Genomic DNA, 18,451 nt, shown 5'->3' on the forward strand with positions numbered 1-18,451 from the left:
TAAAACCTTGATTCTTGTTTCGAAAAGAGTTATGATTGTCATTAAAAATTTCCACATAATTGTAAGGAGGGGTTAGATGAGAGATGTAAAGCTTTTAGATATTTTTACACATCCCATTGCTCAAAAATACTTGAACCGTTCAGGTCTGGCTCATGCGATTGCGGTAGCATACCATTCGTTTCACCTAGCAAACGAATATAAGATAGACCCTGATATTGCAGCTAAAGCTGGACTTTTGCATGATATGGGTCATTTTACCTGGTATCGCAACGGTAAATGGGATTATGATCTGTACAAACAAAATGATATCCATCCCATTAAAGGTGCAGAACGAGCACATAAACTGTTAATCCGTTTGGGAGAGAACCCGATAAAGGCAAAGACAATTTCCCTCGCCATCTTATTTCACACCGATTCGTTTTTACCTTCAAATGATATTATTCGAACACCGCTTCAGCAGGTCGTCAAATGGGCCGACGAAAAAGATGAAGAAGAAGGTGGAAAACACCATTACCGTAAAATTGATTTTCTCCGGGCAAAGGAAAGCATCATGAAGCTTGATACACTCATAGACGAGGAACAAAGAAAAAGGCTATCATCCTGAAGGCAAACAGGTTGATAGCCTTTTTAACGTGCACTTTTTTAAAGCATATTTTACAGTTTAAATTTTGCTTTTGAATTTATTTCATTTATATTGTTATCAAGTGAATTAATGATGTAATATATAGACCAATAGAACTATTCGTGGTGGCCGCAATTATAAAAATCATCGGATTATTAACAAATAATGAAAAGAACAGGTGAAGTTATGAAGTCGATTAAGCTAATGATATATGGTGGCCAAGGGGGGCTAAAGGGAATCTTCGAAAAAGAAGAAGACATTAAGGTCATAGGAACAACGGGGAATGAAATGGAATTTCTTGATCTTGATTATACAGCATCAGTCGATGTCATTCTTCTTGATGTCCAGTCTTCAGGGAAGTATGGACAGGAAGTAATGCCAATCCTAAAGGAAAAACACCCATCCATTCCTTTCGTCATTCTTACTGCCTGTTCAGAAGACCACTATCTTATCGAAGCAATATGCCAGGGTGCAGCAGGTTATGTGTTACAGGATAGTGGAATGAAACAAGTGGTGTCGGCAATCCGTCAATGTGCCAATGGTCAAATAGTCTATCCTGCCTCATTCAAATCTTTTCTAATGAAGAAGCTGCAGCAGGATGGTGTTGAAAAATCACCAGTATCATTGGATAAGGCAATTGAAAAATTAGGGGCCTTTTCTAAACGCGAGTATGAACTGCTTATTCTACTTAACGAAGGCCAGACGAATCAGCAAATTTCAAAAACACTTTTTCTATCCATCGGCACGGTAAAAAACTATATCAGCCGCATATACAGAAAACTGAATGTTAGTAATCGCCCTGAGCTTATGGCACTTTTGTATAGTTTTCAAAATAGCAGCATGAAGGGGTGACTACTTAAGCCCTTCGCTCCTTGGTCAATGAGCCTTTTCATATCTTTAACTGTTCCTCGTAATACCTCCCAGCCATCCGTTTTAACTGTCTCTGCATATGCATCCACTCCTTCCGCTGTTCTTTTCCGGATCGAATGTGATTGGGAAATTCCACGTCAGTTCATCCCTTATCTTCTGCATTTGAACATACTTGAATTCCAAAGCCGGGCCGTAGGTTCATGAGTGCATTTTTGACTGACGGGATTCTGTGCAATACTAATAATTGAAAGGTTGATAAAACAAAAGAAGGATTAAAACCAGACAAAATAATCGAGATTGTTTGAATATTTATGGAATAAATAAAATAGAAGGGAAATGCAGTTCTAACCTGTCCATTTTGGATTAAACTAATAAGAGGGAGTTTCGTTATAAGGAGGGGCATCATGGTTAGAAAATGGGCAGGAAGAGCGATTCTATTATATATCTTTTATGCAGCAGTGATGTATTGGTATATTTTTTATGGGGCAGATACTTCCATTCCCGAAGCATTGCGTGGTACTGCAGCAGACCCTGCAACATTTTTGAATGCAAGGGAACTAAAACTTAGCGAAGAGTATTCAGATATGAGGAATTTTATTTTTTTCGTTTCTACACCATATGAATGGCTGCTGTATTTCTTCATTTTATTATTTGGTTTTTCAAAAGCATTTGAAAAGTCTTCCGTGACGGTATCGAAACGGAAAGTGATCCAAACAGGCATTTACTTATTCTGGCTTTCTGTAATTTCTTACCTGGCACTATTTCCAATCAGCTTCATTGGTTACCGGATGAGTAAAAGTTACCATATCAGTACACAAAGTTTCACCTCGTGGATGAAGGATGGAGTCATCGAATTTTGGGTGAATTTTGGGTTGATGTTCATCATCGTTTCCGTCTTATATTGGTTAATGAAGAAAAGTGTGAAGAAGTGGTGGCTCTATGCTTGGATGTTGTCCATTCCATTTACCTTGTTTCTTATGTTTGTTCAGCCTGTTTTGATTGATCCGCTGTATAATGAATTCTATCCGCTCAAAAATAAAGAGCTGGAAACGGAAATATTGGCACTTGCCTCACAGGCTGAAATTCCGGCTGATCACGTATATGAAGTAAATATGGCGGAAAAGACAAATGCATTAAACGCATACGTGAACGGCATAGGTTCCAATTCAAGGATAGTCCTTTGGGATACGACCCTCAATAAACTAAAGGAAGATGAAATCCTTTTTATCATGGCACATGAAATGGCTCATTATGTTGAAAAGCACATTTATATAGGGATTGCAGGATATTTAGGAATGACTTTAATCGGCTTATGGCTGACATCGAAAATCATGAATTATATCATAAGGCGCTGGGGCCACCTGATAAAGGTGCGTACGGTTGACAGCATCGCTTCTCTTCCATTATTTTTCTTAATAACGTCTGTGCTGCTGTTTGCTTCCAGCCCGGTGTCCAATTATGTTTCCAGATATCAAGAAACAAGGGCTGACCGTTATGCCATTGAAATGACCGGGGATAAAGAATCAGCAATCACCACTTTCCAGGAACTCACAAGGTCGGGTTTGAGTCAGGTCAATCCACCATTCCTGGTAAAATGGCTACGGTATTCCCATCCAACCATGCTCGAGCGGATTTCCACTGTTGAAAATGCAGATACAAAGGGTGATTGAAAGCCAGCTGAAAATCAGCTGGCTTTTTCCTTTACTTATATTGGGAAATTGTAAGTTTGTAAGTTGTTTTCAGAAAAAACTATTATTTTTAAAATTCTTAGGTTCTCTACTATAATAAATTAAATTCCCAGTTCGTTTTAAGGAGATCAGATATGTATAATGTACTTTTTATCACTATAGGCTCAGTGCTTGTTGCAGTAGCCTACAACTTATTTTTGATACCTCATTTAATTTTAAGCAGCGGACTTAGTGGACTTGCGATTATGTTCGGAATCATTACCCCAGTCAACACAGGGATATTGAATTTTCTCTTGAATTTGCCATTGCTGATTCTAGGATACTTGAAGTTAGGAAGACGCTTTATCACCTATACGATATTATCAGTTGTCGTGATATCCGTCAGTTTATATCTCATTCCAGTTCATGGAATATCCACTGAACCGATTTTGTCTTCTTTATTTGGCGGAATCATATCGGGATTCGGTATAGGCATCATTTTTCGTGCTTCAGGTTCTTCAGGCGGTTTCGATATCATTGCCATGCTGTTGGCTAAGAAGAGCGATTTTCCACTTGGTACATTGCTTTCAGTGATGAATGGAGTTGTGGTGGTTATCTCAGGCTTCATCTTTGGTTGGGATGCCGCATTATATACGCTGATTTCCATATATGCAGCTGGAAAGGTGATTGATACGATTCATTCCAATCACATTAAATTAACATTAATGATCGTTACGAAAAAGAGTGACGAAATGAAAACGAAGCTCCTGACCAACCTATATCGAGGAATTACAGTCATGGATGGTGAAGGTGCATACTCTGGAGAAAAGAGTAAAGTGATGATGACAGTCATTACCCGTTATCAATTAACCGATGTAAAAGCGATGATAAAAGAAGTAGATCCGAATGCTTTTGTCAATATAACAGAAACAGCCGAAGTTATGGGGATGTTTCATAAAGAGTAATGATAAATAGAAAAGCCTCCCAACATTAGGGGAGGCTTTTTTGATTATCAGGCTGTTATTTAGCCATGCATTTTAACTTCCAAACTGTTTTAGCAAAACGTTCATTTCAGAACTTAATTTTAAGAATAAAGGTTCGTTTTTCATATCCAGGGCTTCATCAATCTGTTTCGCAAGGATATTCTTCTTGGTATTAAGGACGGATTCCAGAATAATCATATCAATTAACATTTCCTGAACCACAGCATCGTTTTTCATTTCGCTCATTGATAAGGACTTCACTGACTCTGAATAAGATTTTTCATTTTTCAAAGTTACCACCCCTGACCCTTTTTATTAGTATATGGATTTGAGTGGATAAAATCAACTGAAAATTTAAAAAATTTAAATCTTGATAGAAAATGTGTCGTTTAGATGACGAAATGACCACTATGTATAAGAATTTTTAACTTTTTGTGAACTTGCTTTTTATCTTTACAGGTTGTGCTATTATAGTGAGTAATTTAACATATATTTCCCATCTGACTTCACCTGTTTATTGACAATGGGGAATGGAGGGGGGCAAACAGCAATTAAGAGTATAAGCTTTGTTAAAGTGAAAAAAGTGTTTAATGCAATGAGGAAGAGGTGGATTAATAATGAAGGAAAACAGTCAGGGAATCATCGAGGAGTATGAAATCACGCCATATACACTAATGGTTTCGCCAATCAATTATGGCAGTAAAATATATGCCCGTATCGTTGAAATGGAGGACGAATTCGTCTCGCCCTTTAAACCTTTGGAAATAGTAAAGAGAAGCTGTGAGTTCTTCGGATCAAGTTATGAAGGACGCAAGCAAGGCACGAAACAGCTCATAAACATCACACATAAAGCACCGATCGCGATTGATCCGACGAGTTCGATCTTCTTCTTTCCAACTACATCTCCGTTGCGTCCCCAATGCATCTGGATATCACATGAGCATGTAGTATCCTATGATCGCCTGGATTCCAAACATACAACCATCACATTCAGGAATAAACAAACCGTCGATATAGAAGTATCATGCAGTTCTTTCGAAAACCAGCTGCACCGGACATCCTTTTTAAAAACGAAACTCATCCAGAGGATTGAGGAAACAAAGAGGAAATCTTTCTATCTGTTCACCGAAGCAAATGGAGTCAAGGCTTCAGAGGTAATGTCAAAGTATATACCACGTTAGAAAGGGATTCAGGCTGGGATAATCATAAAAGCATGATCGGAATGAAAGTAAAGGAAGCAAGCGTATGGAATTCACTCGAAAATAATGAAAGCCCTTCTTATTAAAGAAGGGTTCCATAATTAATCTTCAAATAATTCATCCATTAGATCGTCAATTTCTTTTCTTAATTTTTCAGTGCCTTCTTTGGAAATGGAAATATTATCACCATCGATAATCAGCATATCCCCTACTTTTGCTCCCTTAGGAAGAGCACTTTTAGGATAATCCTTCATGACACCACCATCGATCTCAACGACAGCAACCTTTCCTTCGAAGCGATCAATAATTCCTTGTACCATTTATTTCACCGTCTTTACAGTAATTTTCTGACCTGTAGAAGTAAAAATAATGTTACCTGATTTATCTGTGCGATAGGTTTGGGCTTTCACTGAATTCAACCGTTTTACAACTGTAGAAGTAGGGTGCCCATATCCATTTTTCCCTACACTGATTACAGCGTATTTCGGTTTTGTTTTGTTAATGAAAGCTGAACTTGTTGATGTTTTTGCAACATGATGGCCGACTTTAAGTACATCCACACTTGGTATTAGTTTTTTAACCAGCATATCTGTCTCGGCTTTTTCTTCAGCATCACCTGTAAACAAGAATGTTTTTTTGTCGTGTTTAAGTAAAAGGACAGCACTCCAGTTATTTAAGTCAGACTTAGCATAGTCTTTAACAGGTGCAATGATTTTTAAGGAATTATCATTAGCTTTAGTGTTGATTTCCACGCCAGTCTGCGCTTTTTTTATAGTAAGCTTCTTCTGCTTAACAGCCGTTAAAAAGTCTTTGTAAGCTTGGGTAGTATGAGAGATTTTAGGGGCATAGACAGATTTTATATTAAGCGTTTTAATCACATAAGCCAGACCGCCCACATGATCCGCATCGGGGTGAGTGGATACTACAGCATTAAGTGTTTTTACCTTTTGTTTTTTTAGGTAGGCAACAACATCGTCGCCCTTTCCTTTACCGCCACCATCGATTAAAACATTTTCATTACCTGTTTGAATAAGAATTGAATCTCCTTGTCCAACGTTGATGAAATGTACCTTCATATTTGAGGCTGCCTCAGTTGTTTTAAGTCCAGTGCATAAAGATAAAACAAGAACAGCAACTAGTAGAATATTAATTTTCTTCATTTTTCCCCTCCAGATAATAATTTAACATGTGAAATGGGGAAAATGGGGATTTAGACTTGATTTTCTTCTGGATTTAAATATGAAGAGGAGCTACGAGTAACATAGATAGGAGCAATCTAATAAAATACCAGTTAAAATGTCCTGTCCTGGGTATCTATGATGATTGTTTAAAGAATCCGCTGATTTTTTGAATATAAATTATGTCCAGAATTTCACAGTGAATAATAGTTTTACATAAAAGAACTATTAAAATCCGGATGAGTTCCTCAAAATCGCCAATCAGATCGGGTATGAAAACTTAGGGCTCACCCAACAGCAGTATGTTTTGCAGCTAGAAACCTGCAAGCAAACGGCAGATATTGCAAAGGGTATAGGCGTAGGCCTTTATGATGTAGGTGAAGAATATGTGAAGGGAGTTTGGAATTTTGTCACAAATTCTGGGGAATCGATTGAAATTGTGGCTAATTCTATTATTCACCCATATAAAACCCTATATATTGTTAAGTCCATCTCGGATTCTTATAACGGAATATGCTTTACATTTTCGAATTGATTATTAAAAAAAGAAAAACCATGCAGGGGTTAAACATTGCATGGTTTTTTATAAGAAAAAAGGGTTGGAGAAACTTTTAACGATCAAATAAAGGGGTATAAGTTTGTTAGTGATTCACTTCATAATATATTGGACATCCACGATGTTTCAAATATTTTGTTCAATATTTCACAAACTATTCACAAGGGTTCTTATCTTTCTGGAAGTTCTTTTTTATATCAAGAGATGGTTACTAGTAGATGGCTAGACTGGTATAGGGGCAGTATATAGACATGACTAAAAAAAAGAGTTCTGGTTGACGTTTTTCATTTATGAATTTGTTCCAATCGAATACGGATTTATATCCATAATAAACTTTCCGCTTTTTTGTTGGTTAATTTATAAGTAGGCGATTTATTTTTATAAGCTGTCAGAGACTCTTTAATTAAAGTAATTTGGTTTTCAAAGACTTTACTCAGACAATGCCGTTAACAATCTTTTGCAAAAATGCTGTGCTGACTCTAAAATGATAGTGTTGGGGAATAGTTATGTTTATTGTACAGAATTAAAGTGGTGATTAAAATGACGATTAATTATGAGCATGCCAGCCCAACCTATTATTCGTTAAGGACAGTGGAAAAATTGAAATCCCTTATCTTTATGCCAGGAAAGATCAGATGCGATTTAATGGTCATATCTTCCTTCCCCCAGGCATCTGTATCCTTCCCGAAAGACTCCAATCACCCATCATTCATAGGCAAACAATATGGAGGATGTCTGCAATAGGGATAATCCGCTAAATTTCCCTTGAGCGGAGACTTTTTTCGAAAAAGTAATAACATAACAAGTCTTCGGTTTTATTGCGAAGGCGGGGATTGAAGTAATTATGATGTTCCTCGTATCCTTTATATAAAAAACAATACATCGTGAAGGATTCATCGCGTTTGATTTGACTTACTTTAATATTCTCCTTGCGCAAATAGCGCCGTACCTCGGCAAGATCGTCCTGGACCACCGTTAAAATATGTTCGACTAGTTCCGAATAGGGCCTTTTTAATTTAAACGGACTAATTTCGATGACCTTGAGATCCCGGTTCAAGACTGTAATAACCATAGGGAGGTAGATGGCTTTTTCAATCATATTTCGGTCATCTTCTGGAATGCGGGTCATCATGACCGCTCCTTTCTAAAGTAGCACGTTTACAATATTAATATGTATACTTAGTAAAAGTTAGAACGTTTGTTCTCGTTTTTTAATCCTAATGCATTTTCAGTGCATATGCAAGCAATTTTGATAAATGATGAAATTTTTGTTAACAAGATTATGTTTTCCTGAGATAGGGAAAGTATGAAGATATATGGATAATAATTCTTGCAATTTCAGGGGAAAGTGATATATCTAAAATAAACGGTTTTTAATAAGTTTATGCTGCTTTTATAGTAGCATGTCGAGGGAGATAATTATGGATTTGGATACTATACGTGAGTGGTTTACACTTGATCATATATCGGCGCTTATTCAGCAATATCGCTCATTCGGTCCAATTCCTGGGATCTTACTGCCGATGCTGGAAGCCTTTTTGCCCTTTTTGCCCTTAGTGGTGTTCGTGCTTGCTAATGCAACGGCTTTTGGTCTCTGGTGGGGGTTTTTATTTTCTTGGATTGGTGCTGTAGCTGGTTCTTTTTTGATCTTTTTTATTATTAGAAGATATGGTCAAATGAGGTTTTTTCGATTTTTGCAAAAACATAAGCAGGTACAGAGGTTGATGGTTTGGGTGGAAAGCCATGGATTCGGTCCCATGTTCATACTGCTCTGCTTCCCTTTTACTCCATCGGCTATCGTGAATATCGTGGCAGGACTTTCAAAAGTCAGTCCTTTGCAATATGGACTTGCAGTCGTAGGAGGGAAAGCGGTGATGATTTTTACGATCAGCTTCGTAGGTTACGATTTAGTGTCCTTAATACATAAACCTGTGCGTACGATCATTATCGGGATTGTCATCTTTATCCTGTGGTATGTAGGAAAAAGACTGGAAGTCCGGTTAAATAAAAGCATGAAGAGAGAAGAAGGACAATAAATTAGTATATAAATGTAGTAGGGGTTGAACTAGATGGAAAAAACAAACAAGAATACTTTATCCGATTGGATAAAAGCAGCCATGATAGCTTTTGTTATTTACATCTTAATCCGTACTTTTTTCTTTTCAAGCTATGATGTTGAAGGAAAATCGATGCAGCCGACCCTTGAAGATGGTAATAAACTTGTCGTGAATAAAATCAATTACCAGATTCATGATATCAACCGATTTGACATTATTGTTTTTCATGCGAATTCACAAGAAGATTATGTTAAGCGAGTTATAGGGATTGCAGGTGACCGCATTCGTTATAAAGATGATTGGCTTTACGTAAATGGTGAGAAAGTGGATGAGCCTTATCTTGAGAAATATAAGGAAGGTTTTCCGGGACAGGATTTTACGGGTGATTTTACCTTAAAAGAATTGACGGACATGACCACAGTCCCGGAGGGCAAGCTTTTTGTCATGGGTGATAATCGTCTTGAAAGTGCGGACAGCCGTCACTTTGGTTATATACCTGTTGAAAATGTTATCGGTAAAGTCGATGTTCGATATTGGCCGCTCAAAGAATTCAATTATAGATTTACAGGTGAATGATTCGAAGCCCGAAAATTATGAGGGCTTTTTCTTTTGGGGAAAACGCGAACGTACGATTGGTGTTTTTTTAAGGGAAACGGTAAAATAATTGAAAGTGTGCCTAATTGGAAACAGAAACCTAGTCATAAAAAAGAAAGTATTTCTGGTATGATAGATCTAGATATTATGTTGTATAAGGGGGAAAAGAGATGTCACTCCGTTTTTTACTGGGAAGATCGGGTGCAGGGAAAACTTCGCATATATTGGACGAAATTCGCTCCAAATTGGCAGAAGATCCCGAAGGCAATCCAATTATCTACCTCGTTCCTGATCAGATGACGTTTCTATCTGAATATAAATTAATTAAAACAACAGGCCTTGCCGGAATGATCCGGACACAGGTTTTCAGTTTTAGCAGGCTGGCTTGGCGCGTTCTTCAGGAAACTGGGGGAATGAGCCGGCTACATTTGGACAGCGTTGGCGTTAATATGTTGATACGGAAGATCATGGATGATAAAAAGGAAGATTTAAAGATGTTTCGCCGCTCTGCTGATAAGCAGGGGTTCATTGCACAGATGGAACTAATGCTGGCTGAGTTCAAGCAGTATTGCATCCAACCTGATGACATTCAAAATTATTTGGCCGAAACATCACCGTCCGGCAGCGGCATTCAGGATAAACTGCATGACCTTGAATTGGTCTATCAGGCTTTTGAGGATGAAATGGTTGACAAATATTTAGATTCCGAAGACTATTTCACTTTGCTTATCGAGAAAATGTCAGAGTCTTCATATATAAGGAATGCGGATATATATATCGATGGTTTTTATAGCTTGACGCCACAGGAATTATTGATTGTGGAAGAAATGATGAAGCTGTGCAGGAGTGTAACGATCTCGCTGACGTTAGATCAGCCCTACAGGCAATATGCTCCTGATGATTTGCAATTGTTCAGGCAAACGGGGAATCTGTATCATCACCTTTATCAGGCTGGATTGAGGAACGGTATACCAATTACAGAAGATCGAATCTTAAAAGGGACTGAGAGGTTCGGAAAGAGTCCGGGGCTGAATCATCTGGAAACTTATTTTGCCATTCGTCCTGCACGGACGTTTGAGCATTCACCTGATGTAACGATTGCCCAGGCAGTTAACCGCAGGGCTGAGATTGAAGGAGTTGCCCGGGACATCTTGTCGCTGGTCAGACAAAAACAGCACCGTTTCCGTGATATTGCGATTTTAGTCCGTAATGGAGAAGCATACGCAGATATCTTACAAACCGTGTTTAGGGATTATCAAATTCCATTGTTCGTCGATTCCAAACGGACCATGCTGAATCATCCCCTGATTGAACTGATTCGTTCCACCTTGGAGATCATCAATGGCTATTGGCGTTATGAGCCGGTATTTCGTGCAATCAAGACGGAGCTTCTATTTCCTCTGCAAAAAAATCACGATAGGATGCGCGAACAGGTAGATAAGCTGGAAAACTATGTGCTCGCCCGTGGAATTAAAGGAAGCAGATGGACGTCCAAAAATCGTTGGACCTACCGGCGCTTCCGCGGACTGGAACTCGAGGACCGGAACCAAACGGATAAGGAAATGAAGCTTGAGCAAGAGTTGAATGAGATGAAGCAATTATTTACCGAGCCCATCTTGAAGCTCTCAAAACGGGTTAAGAAGGCTGCTAATGGCAGGGAATTGTGTGAAGCCCTTTATCTATATCTTGAAGAATTGCATGTACCGGAAAAATTGGAAAAGCTTAAACTAGAGGCAGAAGAATCAGGTGATTTGGTATCGGCTAGAGAGCATGAGCAAACGTGGAACGCGGTTGTCGACCTATTGGACCAATTCGTTGAACTGCTGAGCGGGGAAGAGCTGTCCATGAAACAGTTTGCGTCAATCATTGAAGCTGGCCTGGAATCTCTTGAATTTTCTTTGGTACCGCCTGCAATTGACCAAGTCCTAGTCGCTAATCTGGATTTATCCCGCCTCGATGATGTGAAGACAGCTTTTGTTATCGGCTTGAATGAAGGGGTTTTGCCAGGGAAAGCTTTATCTGACGGGATATTTTCAGATAGTGATCGTGAAATGCTGCTGGCTGGTGGGCTTGATGTTGCTCCAAGTTCAAAAGTGCGCCTCCTTGATGAGGAGTTTACAGCGTATAAAGCTTTTACTACACCTGCTGAGGCCCTTTATCTATCATATCCGCTTGCCGACGAGGAAGGAAAGGCACTTTTACCTTCATCCTATTTGAAACGGGTAAGGGACGTATTGCCTAACGTTTCAGATGTATATTATATGAACGATCCATCCGATCTTTCTGCCGAGGAACAGGTGAAATATGCGGCGAATTATGATGTGGCACTATCATATCTGGCTGCCCAATTGCAACTGAAAAAAAGGAACTATCCAATCCATTCACTATGGTGGGATGTATATAATTCCATTATGGAGGATGAAATGGTCGGTCCGTCGGCAACCAAGGTTTTATCGAGCCTTTTTTATCAAAATAGAACGAAGAAATTATCTGAGGAAACTAGTAAGCAATTATATGGTGAGAGCATTCTTACGAGTGTATCCCGGATGGAAATGTTTAATAGCTGCCCGTTTTCCCATTATGCCGCCCATGGCTTGAAATTGAGGGAAAGGCAAATTTTCCGTTTGGATGCACCGGATATTGGCGAGATGTTTCATGGAGCATTGAAAATGATTTCCGATTACTTAAAGGAACATGAAATTCCTTGGTCTACATTGACAAAGGAACAATGCTTGGAGTTAGCTAGAATTGCTGTGGAGAGACTTGCTCCCAAACTTCAAAATCAGATTTTGTTAAGTACGAACCGCCATCACTATTTACGCAGGAAACTGGAACACGTGATTGGACGGGCCTCAATCGTATTAAGTGAACATGCAAAGGTGAGCGGTTTTGCTCCAATTGGATTAGAACTCGGATTCGGGAAAAATGGAGAGCTGCCGCCACTTTCATTCACATTAAAAAACGGTACGAAGATGGAATTGATCGGGAGAATCGACCGTGTGGATAAAGCGGAAGAAGGTGAGGGTGTCTATTTGCGTGTGCTCGATTATAAGTCGAGTGAAAAGGAACTGAACATGAGTGAAGTATATTATGGACTCGCGCTGCAAATGTTGACATACCTTGATATCGTCGTCACCCATTCCAAATCGCTTATTGGCAAGGAAGCCATTCCAGCCGGCGTTTTGTATTTTCATGTGCATAATCCAGTTGTCAAATCAAAGGGAATGCTCAGTTTGGATAAAATTGAAGAAGAAATTTATAAAAGTTTTAAAATGAATGGACTTGTTCTAGATCATTCAAATGTCATTCAAATGATGGATAATTCGCTTGATATTGAAAATTCGGGTAAGTCGGATATCATTCCAGCTGGATTTAAAAAGGATGGATCCCTCCTGGCGGCTTCCAAAGTTGCCAGCAGGGAAGAGTTTTCGCTTCTGAATCACCATGTGCGCCGCGTTTACCAGGAGGCTGGCGATCGAATGGTCGATGGTGATGTGGATATAACGCCATATAAATTAAAGGAAAAAACCCCGTGTACATTCTGTTCCTTTAAATCCGTATGCCAATTCGACCAGTCACTGGAGGAGAATCAATTTAGGAATTTAGCACAGAAGAAACAAAATGATGTTCTTGAGCTATTAAGGGGGGAGGAGGAGAGCGATGAGTAAAACGAAAATTCCTGCTTTACCAGGAGGCGTGACCTGGACGGAAGATCAATGGAAGGCGATATGGGCTAAAGATCAGGATATTCTGGTTGCGGCCGCTGCAGGTTCAGGGAAAACGGCGGTACTGGTCAATCGGATCATTCAAAAAGTCATTTCGGAAGAAGATCCAATCGATGTTGATGAACTTCTTGTCGTTACTTTCACCAATGCTTCGGCTGCCGAGATGCGCCATAGGGTAAGTGAGGCATTAGAAAGAGCGATCAATGATAATCCGCATTCACAGCATTTGCGCAAGCAGTTGAGCTTGATAAATCGCGCTTCAATTTCCACACTTCATTCCTTTTGTTTAGAGGTGATCAGGAAGTATTATTATCTGACGGAAATCGATCCGGGCTTCCGGATTGCAGATTCTACAGAGGTCCAGTTACTCCGTGATGAAGTGATGGAAGAACTTTTCGAGGAGCAGTATGGTCAAAGTGATAATGATGAGTTCTTTAATTTGGTTGATGCTTTCACAAGCGATCGAAACGATGATGCACTTCAGAATATAGTTCGATCACTGTATGATTTTTCGCAATCGAATCCTGATCCGGACCGATGGCTCAATGATGCAGCCAGCATGTATGAGTTGGCTGATGATGATGGGATTGATGATCTTTCGTTTATCGATTCATTGAAATTCGATATTGGTTTACAATTGGACACTGCCAGGGATCTATTGGAACGGTCGCTTGCGTTGACAAAAGTCCCTGGGGGGCCTGCACCAAGGGCTGAGAACTATTTAGCCGACCTTGCCCTGGTTGCTAAACTTTCGGAAGTGAAAGACCAATCCTGGAATGCACTTTATGAAGAAATCCAAAACGTGAAATTTGGAACGGCTAAACGCCTTACTGGTGCCGATTTTATCAAAGAAGTAGCGGATGAGGCTACCAAGTATCGTGATAAGGCGAAAAAAATCATCAAATCGTTACAGGAAGAGTTATTTTCCCGTCAACCGGAAAGCTACCTGCGTGATATAAGGGAACTCAAGGGTTATGTCGATACACTTGTAACGCTTGTTAAACGGTTTGACGAAAGATTCTTCGCTGCAAAAGCAGAAAAGAACTTAGTGGATTTCGCTGATTTGGAACATTATTGTCTTCGGATTTTGACAGGGGAAACTGTGGATGGTGAACGAAAACCTTCAGCCGCTGCCGTCGAATACAGGAACCAGTTCAAAGAAGTACTCGTAGATGAGTATCAGGATACGAACCTTGTTCAGGAATCCATTTTAAAACTGGTGACAGCTGACGGCGAATATAATGGGAATCTTTTTATGGTAGGCGATGTCAAGCAGTCCATTTACCGGTTCAGGCTTGCGGAACCGAATCTTTTCCTTGGAAAGTACACACGTTTCACCCATGATGGTGTTGAATCCGGACTGAAAATTGATTTAAACCGTAATTTCCGGAGCCGAAAGGAAGTTCTCGATGGGACGAACTTCTTGTTTCAACAATTGATGGGCATTACAGTCGGTGAGATTGATTATGATGAAGATGCCCAATTGAAAAAAGGTGCCCCATATCCCGAAGACGATCCAAACCCAATCGAGCTCCTTTTAATTGATGGAACAGCCGATCCAGAAGCTCAATCGGAAGAAGGGTCGGATGGCGGGTTTGAGGCCGAGGAACTTGAAAAAGCGCAGCTCGAAGCAAGACAAATGGCCAAGCTCATTAAGAAGGCTATAAGCGAAAAGCATCGGATATATGATACGAAAACCAAACAGTACCGATCTGCCACTTATCGGGACATGGTCATCCTTCTCCGTTCGATGCCATGGGCACCGCAAATCATGGAGGAATTTAAAAAGCAGGGGATTCCAGTCTATGCCAATTTGTCGACAGGGTATTTTGAAGCGACCGAAGTGGCCATCATGATTTCTTTATTGAAGGTGATTGATAATCCGCAACAGGATATCCCCTTGGCTTCCGTTCTTCGTTCACCTATCGTCGGGTTGGATGAAGAAGAAATGTCACAGGTGCGTTTATTCCATACAGGGAGCTACTATGAAGCACTAGCTGATTTTTACAGAAAGAGTGACCCCGAAGAACATCCGGGACTTTATGAAAAAGCCTCAGCTTTTTATAAAAAACTAGTGAAGTGGAGGAAGCTTGCCAGGCAGGAGGCATTATCAGATTTGATCTGGCTTCTATATCGCGAAACGCAGTTCTATGATTTTGCAGGAGGGATGCCGGGTGGCAAACAGCGTCAGGCCAATTTAAGAGCGTTGTATGACAGGGCAAGGCAATATGAAGCAAGTTCGTTTCGCGGTCTGTTCCGTTTCTTGCGTTTCATAGAAAGGATGCAAGAACGTGGAGATGATTTAGGGGCCGCTCGGGCTTTAGGGGAACAGGAGGATGTAGTCCGCCTGATGACGATTCACTCGTCAAAGGGTCTTGAGTTCCCGATCGTGTTTATTGCCGGTCTTTCCAAGCAATTCAATATGATGGATTTACGCAAGCCGTATTTACTGGATAAGGATTATGGCTTTGCGGCAAAGTATGTGAATTCCGAATTACGGATTACATATCCATCCCTTCCTCAATTGGCTTTTAAGAAAAAAAAGCAGCTTGAATTGATTGCCGAGGAGATGCGTGTCCTCTACGTGGCGCTTACAAGAGCTAAGGAAAAGCTATATTTAATTGCCAGTATCAATGATGCAGAAAAAACGCAGCAGAACTGGGCAAGTAATGCGGCACATGGAGATTGGCTTTTAAAGGACTATGTACGGGCAGGTGCAAAAAGCTATCTTGATTGGATTGGTCCATCCCTTGTCCGACATCGGGATTCTCTTGGTGCTGCTGGCCAAGGCTTGGAAATGGAGTCGCATCCATCGAATTGGTCCATTTCCGTCATTCCAAGTGAAGAGCTTGCTGTTCTGGATGAGGAAGAGGCACTAGTTCAGGAACAAATACTTGATCATGTCCAGAAATCGGAGAAGGTCGGTATCGTTTCCGAGTTTTATGATGATATCAAAGAACAGCTCGAATGGGAGTACCCCGAGCATGAGGCGACGGTGTATCGTTCCAAGCAATCCGTTTCTGAACTAAAACGTCAATATGAACTTAAGGACGAGCAAAGCTCCACAGAGTTATTGCGTAAATTTAAGCGCCCCATCACGAAGCGGCCGACTTTCATGCAAGAAAAGTCACTTACTCCTGCTGAAAGGGGTACGATTACACATTTAGTCATGCAGCATATTGATCTATCTAAAGAGATTACCATTCAAACGATTCAGGAACTGATGGTTGACTTGATTCAGCGTGAGTTGTTGACAGAGGAACAGAAAGCAGCTGTGTATCCTGAGACGATCGTCGATTTCTTTGACACTGAAATCGGCCAAAGAATGCAGAGGGCCGAGAGCATTCGCCGTGAAGTGCCATTTACGATGTCGTTGCCTGCAAAGGAAGCTTACAGCGATTGGGCAGCTGGAGATGAAGAGATCCTTATCCAAGGTGTGATTGATTGTATCTTTGAAGATGAACAAGGTCTTGTGCTTCTGGATTATAAAACGGATACGATTACCGGCCGTTTTACTAACGGGTATGAAGGGGCTAAAGAGATTCTTGCCGATCGATACCGTATGCAGCTACAGCTTTATACGAGGGCTGTTGAAGGGATAATGAATAAGAAAGTAACCAGCCGTTACTTGTTTTTCTTTGACGGATCGCATTTATTGGAAGTATAACAGAGAAGGGGTGTCCCATTGATGAGGGGCGCTCCTTTTTTTTATTGAATAAACAGAATAGTTTGAAAAGATATAAAAGCTTACTATATACTAGGGGAGAAAAAATACCTTTTTTAAAGGAGTAGAGTAGAGTATGACGAGTGAGATCAAGAGCAAGGGATATTTTGGTGAGTTCGGTGGAAGCTTTGTACCGGGAGAACTTCAGGAAGTAATGGATATTTTAGAAACGGAATTCTTGAAATATAAGGATGACCCGGAATTCATTGAGGAGTTTCAATACTATCTGAAAGAATATGTCGGACGTGAAAATCCGTTAACCCATGCACAGAATTTAACGAAAAAGATTGGCGGGGCAAAAATATATTTGAAGCGTGAAGATCTGAATCATACAGGTGCTCACAAAATTAATAATGCGATCGGACAAATCTTGCTCGCTAAACGGATGGGTGCTAACCGCATCATCGCAGAAACTGGCGCTGGACAGCATGGTGTAGCAACTGCGACGGCATGTGCGATGTTTGGCTTGGAGTGTGTAATCTATATGGGTAAGCTGGATACGGAGAGGCAGGCATTGAATGTCTTTCGGATGGAATTGTTGGGGGCAAAAGTTGTAGCGGTCGAAAAGGGACAGGGTCGATTAAAGGATGCAGTTGATGAGGCATTGAATGATTTGGTGCAAAACTATGAAAATACTTTTTACTTGCTTGGTTCAGCAGTGGGACCACACCCCTATCCAACGATCGTTAAGCATTTCCAATCAATCATAAGTGAAGAATCAAAGCGCCAGATCCTTGAAAAGGAAGGAAAACTGCCAACTGCCATCATTGCTTGTGCAGGAGGGGGAAGTAATGCGATTGGAGCTTTTGCTCATTATATCGATGAAGAAAATGTCCGTTTAATTGGTGTAGAGCCAATTGAAGCCCCAAGTATTTCGCAAGGGGTACCGGCGGTATTGCACGGATTCAAAAGTTTGACGTTAGTGGACGAACATGGGCAGCCAAAACCGACATTTTCCATAGCAGCCGGCTTGGATTACCCTAGTGTGGGACCCGAGCATAGTTTTTTGAAAGATAGCGGGCGTGCGGAGTATGTGACGGTAAAAGGGGAAGAAGCTCTTGAGGCCTTCCAGGTATTATCCAAAACAGAGGGGATCATTCCAGCTCTCGAAAGCTCACATGCTTTAGCTTACGCCATGAAGCTGGCAAAAGAGTTAACAAGAGATGATATACTGATCGTTAATTTATCAGGCAGGGGTGACAAGGATGTCGAGCAAGTATTTAACATGATAGAAAAATAGGTGGAATTTAAAAGCCTCCCTGGAAATGGGAGGCTT

At 40.4% G+C, this 18,451-nt stretch carries 15 protein-coding genes; 11 read left to right on the plus strand and 4 right to left on the minus strand.

Annotated elements, in window-relative coordinates:
* The first annotated feature begins 76 nt into the window (after window positions 1–76).
* The 5 genes from ACDZ29_RS16650 to ACDZ29_RS16670 all read left to right on the plus strand — a co-directional run bounded on the left by ACDZ29_RS16650 (window position 77) and on the right by ACDZ29_RS16670 (window position 4,124).
* On the plus strand, window positions 77–604 hold the full coding sequence (locus ACDZ29_RS16650) for an HD domain-containing protein (protein ID WP_289317526.1): 528 nt from the start codon (window positions 77–79) through the stop codon (window positions 602–604).
* 204 nt (window positions 605–808) lie between these two features.
* Complete coding sequence (locus tag ACDZ29_RS16655) at window positions 809–1,474, plus strand: LuxR C-terminal-related transcriptional regulator (protein WP_375088195.1); 666 nt, start codon at window positions 809–811, stop codon at window positions 1,472–1,474.
* Between the two features lie 27 nt (window positions 1,475–1,501).
* Window positions 1,502–1,696 (plus strand): hypothetical protein, encoded by a 195-nt coding sequence (locus tag ACDZ29_RS16660; protein WP_375088196.1) that lies wholly within the window; start codon window positions 1,502–1,504, stop codon window positions 1,694–1,696.
* 200 nt (window positions 1,697–1,896) lie between these two features.
* Window positions 1,897–3,162, plus strand: a complete 1,266-nt coding sequence (locus ACDZ29_RS16665; protein ID WP_375088197.1) for a M48 family metallopeptidase — start codon at window positions 1,897–1,899, stop codon at window positions 3,160–3,162.
* A 152-nt stretch (window positions 3,163–3,314) separates the two neighbouring features.
* Window positions 3,315–4,124, plus strand: a complete 810-nt coding sequence (locus ACDZ29_RS16670; RefSeq protein WP_289317516.1) for a YitT family protein — start codon at window positions 3,315–3,317, stop codon at window positions 4,122–4,124.
* A gap of 72 nt (window positions 4,125–4,196) precedes the next feature.
* Here ACDZ29_RS16670 and ACDZ29_RS16675 read toward each other — a convergent pair whose 3' ends face one another.
* Entirely contained in the window at window positions 4,197–4,433 is a 237-nt protein-coding gene (locus tag ACDZ29_RS16675; protein ID WP_289317515.1) for an IDEAL domain-containing protein, read from the minus strand.
* A gap of 326 nt (window positions 4,434–4,759) precedes the next feature.
* On the opposite strand from ACDZ29_RS16675, the gene ACDZ29_RS16680 reads away from it, so the two are divergent.
* Window positions 4,760–5,323: a competence protein ComK gene (locus ACDZ29_RS16680; RefSeq protein ID WP_375088198.1), complete on the plus strand. Its 564-nt coding sequence runs from the start codon at window positions 4,760–4,762 to the stop codon at window positions 5,321–5,323.
* Window positions 5,324–5,442: 119 nt separating this feature from the next.
* On the opposite strand, the gene ACDZ29_RS16685 is transcribed toward ACDZ29_RS16680, so the two are convergent.
* From ACDZ29_RS16685 to ACDZ29_RS16695, 3 genes are all read right to left on the minus strand, one after another.
* Window positions 5,443–5,661, minus strand: coding sequence for a DUF3006 domain-containing protein (locus ACDZ29_RS16685; RefSeq protein ID WP_375088199.1), 219 nt, complete (start codon window positions 5,659–5,661; stop codon window positions 5,443–5,445).
* Window positions 5,662–6,501, minus strand: coding sequence for a ComEC/Rec2 family competence protein (locus ACDZ29_RS16690; protein WP_375088200.1), 840 nt, complete (start codon window positions 6,499–6,501; stop codon window positions 5,662–5,664).
* Between the two features lie 1,328 nt (window positions 6,502–7,829).
* Window positions 7,830–8,204, minus strand: coding sequence for a hypothetical protein (locus ACDZ29_RS16695; protein WP_289324076.1), 375 nt, complete (start codon window positions 8,202–8,204; stop codon window positions 7,830–7,832).
* A gap of 292 nt (window positions 8,205–8,496) precedes the next feature.
* Between ACDZ29_RS16695 and ACDZ29_RS16700 the strand changes: the two genes are divergently transcribed.
* From ACDZ29_RS16700 to trpB, 5 genes are all read left to right on the plus strand, one after another.
* Window positions 8,497–9,111: a TVP38/TMEM64 family protein gene (locus ACDZ29_RS16700; protein WP_375088201.1), complete on the plus strand. Its 615-nt coding sequence runs from the start codon at window positions 8,497–8,499 to the stop codon at window positions 9,109–9,111.
* Window positions 9,112–9,144: 33 nt separating this feature from the next.
* Complete coding sequence (gene lepB / locus ACDZ29_RS16705; protein WP_289317509.1) at window positions 9,145–9,708, plus strand: signal peptidase I; 564 nt, start codon at window positions 9,145–9,147, stop codon at window positions 9,706–9,708.
* Between the two features lie 188 nt (window positions 9,709–9,896).
* Window positions 9,897–13,394 carry a helicase-exonuclease AddAB subunit AddB gene (gene addB / locus ACDZ29_RS16710; protein ID WP_375088202.1) on the plus strand — a complete coding sequence of 1,166 codons (3,498 nt, stop codon included), beginning with the start codon at window positions 9,897–9,899 and terminating at the stop codon, window positions 13,392–13,394.
* On the plus strand, window positions 13,387–17,118 hold the full coding sequence (addA, locus tag ACDZ29_RS16715; protein ID WP_375088203.1) for a helicase-exonuclease AddAB subunit AddA: 3,732 nt from the start codon (window positions 13,387–13,389) through the stop codon (window positions 17,116–17,118). The genes addB and addA overlap by 8 nt, the downstream gene beginning before the upstream one ends.
* A 133-nt stretch (window positions 17,119–17,251) precedes the next feature.
* Window positions 17,252–18,415 (plus strand): tryptophan synthase subunit beta, encoded by a 1,164-nt coding sequence (gene trpB, locus ACDZ29_RS16720; protein ID WP_289324080.1) that lies wholly within the window; start codon window positions 17,252–17,254, stop codon window positions 18,413–18,415.
* The last annotated feature ends 36 nt before the right edge of the window (window positions 18,416–18,451 follow it).

It is taken from the genome of Peribacillus sp. RS7 (assembly GCF_041956845.1).
In the GTDB taxonomy this organism is placed as follows: domain Bacteria; phylum Bacillota; class Bacilli; order Bacillales; family DSM-1321; genus Peribacillus.